The sequence below is a fragment of the Coprobacter sp. genome (genome assembly GCF_982436375.1).
Map to the genome: position 1 here is coordinate 22,191 of NZ_CEWDCG010000010.1, position 9,585 is coordinate 31,775.

The window sequence follows — 9,585 nt, forward strand, 5'->3', positions numbered from 1 at the left end:
ATTTGGATTATAAATATGACTTGCAAATTAAGGATAAAATGCTGAAAATCCAAAGTTTTCGGTCAATATATTGTTGTAGAACATCGAAAAAAATATTGACCTCGATCTTGCTATTGATGAAAGTAAAGAGAATAAAAAAACTGTGACTCTATAAAAAGCCACAGTTTTTTTACAGTAGTTTTTATAATTAACGGTTTGAGAGAATTGCTTGTGTATCGGATGCGATCATGTATTCTTCGTCTGTAGGAATTACAACGACTTTTACTTTCGATTCCGGGGCTGATAAATCCGCTTCTTTTCCGTGAATAGTACTATTCAGTTCTTCATCGATTTTCACACCCATAAATTCGAGTTGACGGCACACTGTCGCACGAGTTACGGTTTGGTTTTCTCCGACACCTCCTGTGAATACGATAATGTCTACTCCACCTAACACTGCTGTATAAGCTCCTATATATTTTGCAATTCGGTAATCATACATCTGTAGAGCAAGTTTTGCCCGTTCATTGCCTTGAGCTATTGCAGCCTCTATTTCACGCATATCGGATGAAACACCGGATATTCCCATTACACCGCTTTTTTTGTTGACCAATGTAGAAAGTCCGTGTGCATCGAGATTTTCCTTTTCCATAATAAAAGATAGAGCTCCGGCGTCTACATCTCCACATCGTGTTCCCATCATCAAGCCTTCTACCGGAGTAAGTCCCATAGACGTATCTATTGATTTACCGTCTTTTATTGCTGTGATAGAACCTCCATTACCGATATGGCAAGTAATGATGCGTTGATTTTCGTAAGGAACTCCTAAAAATTCACATGCTCGACGAGATACATAACGGTGACTGGTTCCGTGGAATCCGTAGCGTCGGATACCGTATTTTTCATACATTTCGTACGGAAGGGCATACATATATGCATGCTTAGGCATGGTTTGATGGAATGCTGTGTCGAATACCGCTACTTGAGGTACTTTGGGTAGTATCTTTTCTACCGCATCGATACCTTTGAGATTTGCCGGATTGTGCAATGGAGCGATGTCTATACACTCGATGATTTTTGCTTTGACTTCTTTATCGATCAATACCGATTGGTTGAATTTTTCTCCGCCGTGTACTACTCGGTGACCGACAGCTTCTATTTCATCGAGCGATTTTATACAGCCGTATTTTGCACCGGAAAGGGTTTCCAATATAAATTCAATACCTACAGTATGTTCGGGAATATCCTTTTCAAGAATAACTTTTTCTCCGGAAGGAAGTGTGAATTTTAAAAAAGAACCTTTTAATCCTATTTTTTCGATTCCTCCTTGAGCGAGAATATCCTTGGTCTGGGTATCGAATAGCTTGTATTTGATAGATGATGAACCGCAGTTCAGAACTAAAACTTTCATTTCCTTTGATTTATAGGTTATTTTTTCATTCCAATAGCTTGGTTGGCTGTGATAGCTACCATTTTATAGATGTCTTCGACAGAACATCCGCGTGACAGGTCATTAATCGGTGCGGCAATACCTTGAAGAATCGGTCCGACAGCTTCTGCTCCGGCAAGACGCTGTACGAGTTTATAGGTAATATTTCCTGTCTCTAAAGAAGGAAATACGAGGACATTGGCATTTCCTGCTATTTCACTATCCGGAGCTTTAGACATTCCTACTGCGGGAACGATTGCTGCATCGGCTTGTAATTCTCCGTCTATTTTTAACGAAGAGTCCATTTCTTTTGCGATACGGGTGGCTTCTACTACTTTATCTACCATTTCATGTTTTGCACTGCCTTTGGTAGAGAAGCTCAACATGGCTATGCGAGGTTCAAATCCGGCAAGAGTTCGGGTCGTGTGTCCTGTCGAAACTGCTATTTGGGCGAGCTCTTCGGCATTGGGATTAGGTAATACGGCACAATCGGCGAATACCATAATACCATTTTCTCCGTAGTTTTTGTTCGGCAGGAACATTAGGAAAGCTCCCGATACAACACTGACTCCGGGAGCTGTTTTTACGATTTGGAATGCTGCGCGTAAAACATTGCCTGTGGTATTTTGTGCTCCGGCGACTTCTCCGTCCGCATGGCCGCTTTTGATCATCAATGCAGCAAGGAAAAGTGGATCTTCAACTTGTTTTGCAGCTTGTTCTTCTGTCATTCCTTTCTTTTTGCGGAGCTCGAATAACAAGTTGGCATATTCTTCTTTTCTTTCATGATTTTTCGGATCTACAATAATTGCGTTTCCGATGTTTTGCAATCCGTGCTTTTCGGCTAAAGCCATGATCTCTGCAGGATTACCGATTAAAGTAATGTGAGCTACTTTGTCAGCGATAAGTTTATCTGCTGCCTTCAAAGTCCGTTCTTCAGTTCCTTCCGGAAGAACGATGCGTTGCATATCAGCTTTAGCACGCGCAATAATTTGATTCATTAATTCCATTGTTGTCAGGAAGTATAAAGTTGGTTTATTTGAATTTGCATCTTGAATACGGTGCAAAAATACGAAAAAAATGCTATATGGAGATAGCAATTTTGAATAAAAAAACATATCTCTATATGACAAATATGTTTAAAAATAGGGTTTTAAGTTTTTTTATAAAATTATTGATATAAGGTCGTGTGAAAATAAGAAATGTAATGTTTCAGATTTTGGGTGTTGAGATGAAATGGATGCGAATTCTATATTTCAGGATAGAGTTCTTTCAATATTTTTTTTGAAGCTCCGGAGTTATTTTGAATATATTGTCCCGCAGTAATCCCTGCTTTAGATAAAAATTCTTTATTTTTAAGAAGTCTGTCCATCACAAGTTTGAAGTCTTCTGATTTGGATATACTGAATCCTCCTCCGGCAATAATGAGTTCTTTAGCTTCCTTAAATTTTTTATGGTTAGGCCCGAAAATGACGGGAATACTATATACGGCAGCTTCCGGAACATTATGTATTCCTGCACCGAATCCTCCTCCGACATAAGCTACTTGACCGTAACGATAGATCGAGGAGAGCAGGCCGAAGCAGTCTATGATAATGCAGTCGGCTTTTTGTATATTTTTTTCATCAGCCTGTGTATACCGAATAGTAGTCCGGTTTAAACGAGATAGAATGAATTGTATATGTTCTTCATGTATTTCGTGAGGTGCGATGATAAGTTTCATCTCGGGATGCCGGTTGAAATAGTCTATGAATATTTCCTCGTCTTTCGGCCATGAACTCCCGGCGATCAGGGTAAATTTCTCTTTTGAAAATTGTTCGATAAGGGGTAGTTCTTTGGCTTGGCTGCGGATCTCCAAAACGCGGTCGAATCGGGTATCGCCTGTTACCGAAACTTTTATTATTCCTATGTCTTTAAGAAGTTTTTTTGAGTTTTCATCTTGAACGTATAAGTGTTCAAAATTTTGCAATATTTTTCTGAAATAGCCGCCGTAAGGTCTAAAAAATATTTGTGAAGGCCTGAATATCGCTGAAATAATGTATGTAGGAATATTTCTTTTTGCAAGAGCATTCAGATAATTTCCCCAGAATTCATATTTGATAAATATAGCTTGCTTGGGTTTCAATATATTTAGAAAGCGGTTGACGTTATTAGGCAGATCAAAAGGGAGATAGCAGATCAGGTCTGCTTTAGAATAATTTTTCCTGACTTCATAACCGGATGGAGAGAAAAAGGTTATGGCTATTTTTTGTTCCGGATAATGAGCTTTTATTGCCTCGATTATAGGGCGTCCTTGTTCGAACTCACCGAGTGAAGATGCGTGTATCCATATATATCCTCCTTCTGGATCGGCATTTTGTGCAAGATAATGAAATATTTCTTTATGTCCCTGTTTCATCTTGCGAGCTTTGAGATTGCGAAAAGATGCAATGTTGACAAGTTGTTTGTATGTATAAATGCCGAAATTATAAAGTATGTTCATGATTACGAAATAGACTTCTTTGAAAGGAGTTTGTGTTTATGGAATTATAAAATATTTTTCAATCGATTTTTTCCTGACGGTTCATTCCTTTTTTTTCAACTTTCATTGTTTAGATTGAATCTTACGATCAATTGTTGTTGAAGGTCTACATGAGAGCGTGTCGTATGGAAATTGACCGATGCCATGCAATTTACGAATCTGTTCCGGAAAAAATAGAAATAGATGTCGGTACGGTTATATAATTTAGCCTGATAGAAGGGGTCTCCTTGATTTAGCTGACTACCTAACTGGGGATAAAACGGCTGTTGATTGCCTCCGGCATAGAATGTGTTTTTTAATCCGATAAAGCGCCATTCTGCCAGCATCTCCGCTGTAATACCTTGAGGATGATGCCAAGTGCCTATACCCCGATTGCGTTCTAAGCTCAGTAAGTATCCGCATTGAATGGTCAGAGAATCTAAAGGGGAGACAAACCGAGTCAAGTTTAGTCCTACATAAGGATGTACGACCATATCATCGGTAACCGATTGTCCTTCCGTTGCATTTTTCGAGCGGGCAAGATGGTTCATGACGATGTTTCCTCCGGCATAGAATATACCGGGTTGCCAACGTCCGCTTCCGACTATAATAAAGGCTTCTCTACGTTTTTCGGTTTGCATTTGCCGCCAATCTATATAGATTTCTCCGTATCCTTTATGTCCGATATATTGAAATAGAGCTCCTGTGATATTCGGACGAAAAATCGTTAAAGAATCGTATTGGAGAAATGCCGGAAGGGTTTCTATCAGTTGAGTACGGGCAAATGATCCGAAAGACATCTTGAATTTGGGGCTTTCATAATGATAATATGCGGTCAGGTCAAGAGAGCCTTCGTCTTTTTTTGCTCCCATCGGCTGTATCCAGCTGCCGCCTACCATAATCCGGTGTTTGTTGTTGAGAACGCCTATCCCGATTTCCGGTGAGAGTCTGGTTCCGAAAAATGTCTGTGACGTTTGTCCCGGATATTTATACTCTCGGTTATCGAAAAATCCGGTCAGATCGACATCCCATAGTATATCTTGAGCCATTATCCCTGAAGATAAGACTGATAATATGGTTAATATCAAACTCCGTTTAACGTGTTTCATTGGAGAACTTCTATGGCTTTTTTTATCCGTTTGATGGTTTCTTCTTTTCCCAATATGGTCGTGATCTCAAACATGTGAGGGCCTTTACATTCACCCACTACGGCCAGTCTGAATGCATTCATGACATTTCCCATGTGATAATTGTTTTCGGTGATCCAACCTAACACGATTTTTTCGGTGTCTTCCGAAGCAAAGTCTGTTATGTTTTCGAGAATCTCGATCAACTCTTTCATTCGCTCGGGGGTATCTTCTTTCCATCGTTTTTTTACCGACTTCTCTTCATAACTTTCCGGAGCAATGAAGAAATAAGAAGTTTGAGCCCAAAGTTCTTTGACAAAAGAGATACGATCTTTTACCAATCCTATGATTTTGGCTGTTTTGGTAGGATCGGCAGATATCCCTTTTTCCTGTAAAATCGGCAGGAATAATTCAGTAAGTTCTTCGTTACTTTTATTTTGTATATATTTGTGATTAAACCATTTCCCTTTTTCGAAATCGAATTTTGCCCCGTTTTTACTGCATTTTTCAAGAGAAAACAATTTGATCAAGTCGTCCATAGAAAGAATTTCTTGGTCATTTCCAGGATTCCATCCCAATAGAGCAAGGAAATTTATTACGGCTTCGGGCAGATATCCTGCTTCACGATAACCAGATGATACCTCTCCGGTTTTGGGATCATGCCATTCGAGCGGGAAAACAGGAAATCCCAGACGATCTCCGTCACGTTTGCTCAGTTTTCCATTTCCGTCGGGTTTCAGCAGCAAAGACAAATGTGCGAATTCAGGCATAGAGTCTTTCCACCCGAAGGCTCTGTATAATAAAACATGCAGAGGCGCTGATGGTAGCCATTCTTCTCCGCGTATGACATGGGAAATTTCCATTAAATGGTCATCGACGATATTGGCGAGGTGATAAGTCGGCAAGTTATCGGCCGATTTATATAGAACCTTGTCATCTAAAATAGATGAGTTGATGATAACTTCTCCTCGTATAAGGTCATTGACGTGAACATCTTCTCCGGGTTCTACTTTGAACCGTACAACATATTGTTTCCCCTCAGCGATCAGTCTGTCGATTTCTTCTTTCGGAAGCGTCAGGGAGTTCCGCATCTGCATCCGAGTCGAAGCATCATATTGGAAGTTCGGGATTTCTTTTCTTTTGACTTCCAGTTCTTCAGGCGTATCAAAAGCTATATATGCTTTCCCGTCAGAGAGAAGTTGCTCTACATACTTCCGGTAGATGTCTTTACGTTCCGATTGGCGGTAAGGGGCATGATTTCCTCCATAGCCGACTCCCTCATCGAATTTTATTCCTAACCATTCGAGAGCTTCTATGATATAAGCTTCAGCCCCGGGAACAAATCGTTGAGAGTCGGTATCTTCGATTCGAAGAATCATATCTCCATTGTGCTGTTTGGCAAACAGGTAATTATAAAGGGCGGTTCTTACTCCACCGATATGTAGTGCTCCTGTAGGACTGGGAGCAAATCGTACTCTTACTTTTCTTTCGGGCATAGTATCGTTTTTTTGAAATCAGGGGACAAAATTAACTCTTTTTTTTGATTTCCTATACTTTATTATAGCAAAGACTGTTGAGTTTGCATTTCCTATATTATGAATCGAGCTCTTCCAACATTTTTTTTATTTCTTCATCTGTTTCGAATAGTTTATCTTTACAGAATTTTAATAAAGAAAGTGACCGGTTTGTATAAGTTTTCAGTTCGTCGATTTCACATTCATTATTCTGCAGCTTGGCGACAATTTCTTCGAGCTCGGCGATTGCTTGAGCATAAGTTTGTTTTTTCTTTTCAGCCATATTTTGTAGTTTAAATAATTATAGATTCTTTTTCTCCATCTTTGAAAAGGGTTGTGATTTTATCTCCCGGATGCAATTCTAAAATACTGCGAATTACTTTCCCTGACTTTAAAGTGAGGCTATACCCCTGTTTTAATATATGTTCCGGTGATGTTAAATCTATTGTTTTACCGAGAATATCGAGATGCTGTTTTTCTGTTTTTATCTTATAAGAAATCGCTTGGCGAAGAAAAAGTTCGAGCCGAGATAATTTCGACCGTTCCTGCGGTAAAGATTTTTCGATGATTCTTGGTAATAATACAGAGAGGTTATTAATATGGATTCTTTCCTTAAATAATTGTTCGCTTGATTTCTGGATAACAGCCTGTTGTATTTTTTGAATTCTGTTTTTTTCTGCCTGTACTTGCTGATCGAGCAGACGAGGGATTCCTTGAGTGACAGTAGAGAGAAGTTTTTCTTCTTTAAGTATGCGTTGTTGCAATAGAAAAGCGATGGTATCACGAAGATATACTCGTTGTTCATCGGCCTTTTGTGTCTGGGAAATTAACCATTCAGCAGCAGCGGTGGGTGTTTTTACTCGTGTGTTAGCGACTTTGTCGATAACGGTTTCGTCTCGATCGTGTCCTATACCCGTCAATATCGGTAACGGGAATTGAGCAATATGCTGAGCTAACAAATAACTATCGAAACAGCTTAATTCTGAAGTTGCTCCTCCACCTCTGATAATGACTACACCGTCGAAATTATCCGCTTGTTCATAAATTTTTTCTAATGCAGCGATAATGGAAGATTCTGCTTGATTGCCTTGCATGACGGCTTGAAAGAGAACGGTGTAAAAAACATACCCTTCGGTATTGTTCTTTAATTGGTTTGTAAAGTCTCCATATCCTGCTGCCGTTCGAGAGGATATTACGGCAATACGTTGTGGAGGAAAAGCCCATGTCAGTTCTTTATTCATGTCGATTACTCCTTCATCGGACAATTGACGTAGAATCTCTGCTCTGTGACGAGCTATATCCCCTAACGTATACGAAGGGTCTATATCATGTACGGTCAAAGTGAGTCCGTATAATTCATGAAAATCTATACTGACCTGAACCAGAACTTTTATACCGGCTCTGAATATTTCTCCGGTTTGTTCTTCAAAATAAGGCTTCAACATCAGGAATGTAGAAGCCCAGATTATTCCTTTTGCCTTTGCGATAATTTGGCCTGAACGACTGTCTTTTTCGGCAAATTCAAGATAACAATGTCCCGAATAATTTTCTCTTGCTTCGCTTATTTCGGCAGAGACCCAGTATCGTTCAGGAAATCCGTCATTCAGTGTTTCCCGAATCATAGAATTCAGTTCGTGTAAAGATATATCTTGAATGGCCATATTATATAAGCTTTGTAAATGTCAGACTTGTGTTTTATTCTGAGTATGTTTTTTTAAGTTATGTTGGTCCGAAATTATTCCACCGCCGATCACCTGATTGCCGGAATAGAATACAGCAGATTGTCCTGGAGTTACGGCAGATACAGGCTCTTTGAATTTAACGACTATATAGTTGTCATCTGTAAAAAATAGAGTTCCCCGAATTGCCGGACTCCGGTAACGGATTCGTATTTGAATCTCTCTGTCGGATATTTGATCGATAGGGATGTTTATAACGGGAGATTCTACAAGCATCTCGGTAGTCAGCAGATCTTCTTTATCACCTAATCTGATCGTATTTTTATACGGATTTATTTTTATTACATAGGCCGGATGTCCGAGAGCTATTTCCAAACCTTTTCTCTGGCCTATTGTATAAAACGGAAAGCCTTTATGCAGTCCCAACTTTTTTCCTTTCTTATCGACGAAAAAACCTTTGCCGACAACTTCATTCAGGTTAGGGATTTGTTGCAAGAGAAAATCTCGATAGTCATTCTCTATAAAGCATACTTCCATGCTCTCTTTTTTTTCGACTTTTTCTTTGAACCCTTTTTGAAGAACGTATGTTTTTATTTCTTCTTTTGTGATATTTCCTAAAGGAAATAATGTTCGGGAGAGTTCTTTCTGTCCGAGTCTCCATAGAAAATATGACTGATCTTTTTTCGGGTCTAAGCCTTTTTCGAGAATATACCTATTCATATTTTGGGTTATGCGTGCATAATGTCCGGTAGCGATGTAATCACATTCTAACCGATCGGCCTCATCAAGCAGATATTTCCATTTGAAATAAAGATTACACATGACACAAGGATTAGGAGTGCGTGCTCGTAGATATTCATTGATAAAAGATTGTACGACCGTTTTTCTGAATTCGTCTCTTACATCGAGTGTATAATGCGGGATGGCGAGTCTTTCTGCTAAAGATCGTGCCTCTAATACGTGGTCGGGTTCTTTTTGTCCGAGAGTGGAAAAATGAGAAGGAATATCCCACATTCGCAGTGTTATTCCCAAAACCTCGTATCCTTGGTCTTGTAACAGCATACATACGGCGGAACTGTCTATTCCTCCGCTCATCCCGACTAATACTTTTTTCTTTTCAGAAAGTTTTGTTGCCATATTTAATCTTTATGGAATTGTAATATGCAAAAATAGAAAACTTTAAACAACTCTTGGAATCTTCTTTACTATAAAGATAAAAAGAAGAGGAGGATAAAATGATTTTTTACTCTACAAAAAAACGCAACAGATTGTTTTTAATCTGTTGCGTTTTTAGGAGAAGTCTAAAAATAGAATTTCCTTTTAAGAGAAGTTCCCTTTAAATATTGTTTATCCGTTATAT

The 9,585-nt window shown here is 39.1% G+C and carries 8 protein-coding genes; all 8 read right to left on the minus strand.

The genetic code is table 11. From position 1 onward, the window contains the following. Positions 1-187: 187 nt before the first annotated feature. The 8 genes from AC1WHX_RS01305 to mnmA all read right to left on the minus strand — a co-directional run bounded on the left by AC1WHX_RS01305 (position 188) and on the right by mnmA (position 9,362). Positions 188-1,390: an acetate kinase gene (locus AC1WHX_RS01305; protein WP_346692252.1), complete on the minus strand. Its 1,203-nt coding sequence runs from the start codon at positions 1,388-1,390 to the stop codon at positions 188-190. Positions 1,391-1,407: 17 nt separating this feature from the next. Then, entirely contained in the window at positions 1,408-2,415 is a 1,008-nt protein-coding gene (gene pta / locus AC1WHX_RS01310) for a phosphate acetyltransferase (protein WP_022603079.1), read from the minus strand. A 239-nt stretch (positions 2,416-2,654) separates the two neighbouring features. Further along, complete coding sequence (locus tag AC1WHX_RS01315) at positions 2,655-3,881, minus strand: 3-deoxy-D-manno-octulosonic acid transferase (RefSeq protein ID WP_302996040.1); 1,227 nt, start codon at positions 3,879-3,881, stop codon at positions 2,655-2,657. 101 nt (positions 3,882-3,982) lie between these two features. Beyond that, positions 3,983-5,014 carry a hypothetical protein gene (locus AC1WHX_RS01320; RefSeq protein WP_481228816.1) on the minus strand — a complete coding sequence of 344 codons (1,032 nt, stop codon included), beginning with the start codon at positions 5,012-5,014 and terminating at the stop codon, positions 3,983-3,985. Further along, positions 5,011-6,528 carry a glutamate--tRNA ligase gene (gene gltX / locus AC1WHX_RS01325; RefSeq protein WP_481228817.1) on the minus strand — a complete coding sequence of 506 codons (1,518 nt, stop codon included), beginning with the start codon at positions 6,526-6,528 and terminating at the stop codon, positions 5,011-5,013. The genes AC1WHX_RS01320 and gltX overlap by 4 nt, the downstream gene beginning before the upstream one ends. A 97-nt stretch (positions 6,529-6,625) precedes the next feature. Continuing rightward, complete coding sequence (xseB, locus tag AC1WHX_RS01330) at positions 6,626-6,829, minus strand: exodeoxyribonuclease VII small subunit (protein ID WP_009318023.1); 204 nt, start codon at positions 6,827-6,829, stop codon at positions 6,626-6,628. Positions 6,830-6,839: 10 nt separating this feature from the next. Next, positions 6,840-8,207 (minus strand): exodeoxyribonuclease VII large subunit, encoded by a 1,368-nt coding sequence (xseA, locus tag AC1WHX_RS01335; RefSeq protein ID WP_122337944.1) that lies wholly within the window; start codon positions 8,205-8,207, stop codon positions 6,840-6,842. A 21-nt stretch (positions 8,208-8,228) separates the two neighbouring features. Beyond that, a complete protein-coding gene (mnmA, locus tag AC1WHX_RS01340) occupies positions 8,229-9,362 on the minus strand; it encodes a tRNA 2-thiouridine(34) synthase MnmA (protein ID WP_302545054.1) in 1,134 nt (377 codons plus the stop codon). Positions 9,363-9,585: the final 223 nt, after the last annotated feature.

Coding starts and splice junctions, on each gene's coding strand:
- AC1WHX_RS01305 (WP_346692252.1), bottom strand. CDS start 1,390: ATGAAAGTTTTAGTTCTGAACTGCGGTTCATCATCTATCAAATACAAG.
- pta (WP_022603079.1), bottom strand. CDS start 2,415: ATGGAATTAATGAATCAAATTATTGCGCGTGCTAAAGCTGATATGCAA.
- AC1WHX_RS01320 (WP_481228816.1), bottom strand. CDS start 5,014: ATGAAACACGTTAAACGGAGTTTGATATTAACCATATTATCAGTCTTA.
- gltX (WP_481228817.1), bottom strand. CDS start 6,528: ATGCCCGAAAGAAAAGTAAGAGTACGATTTGCTCCCAGTCCTACAGGA.
- xseB (WP_009318023.1), bottom strand. CDS start 6,829: ATGGCTGAAAAGAAAAAACAAACTTATGCTCAAGCAATCGCCGAGCTC.
- xseA (WP_122337944.1), bottom strand. CDS start 8,207: ATGGCCATTCAAGATATATCTTTACACGAACTGAATTCTATGATTCGG.
- mnmA (WP_302545054.1), bottom strand. CDS start 9,362: ATGGCAACAAAACTTTCTGAAAAGAAAAAAGTATTAGTCGGGATGAGC.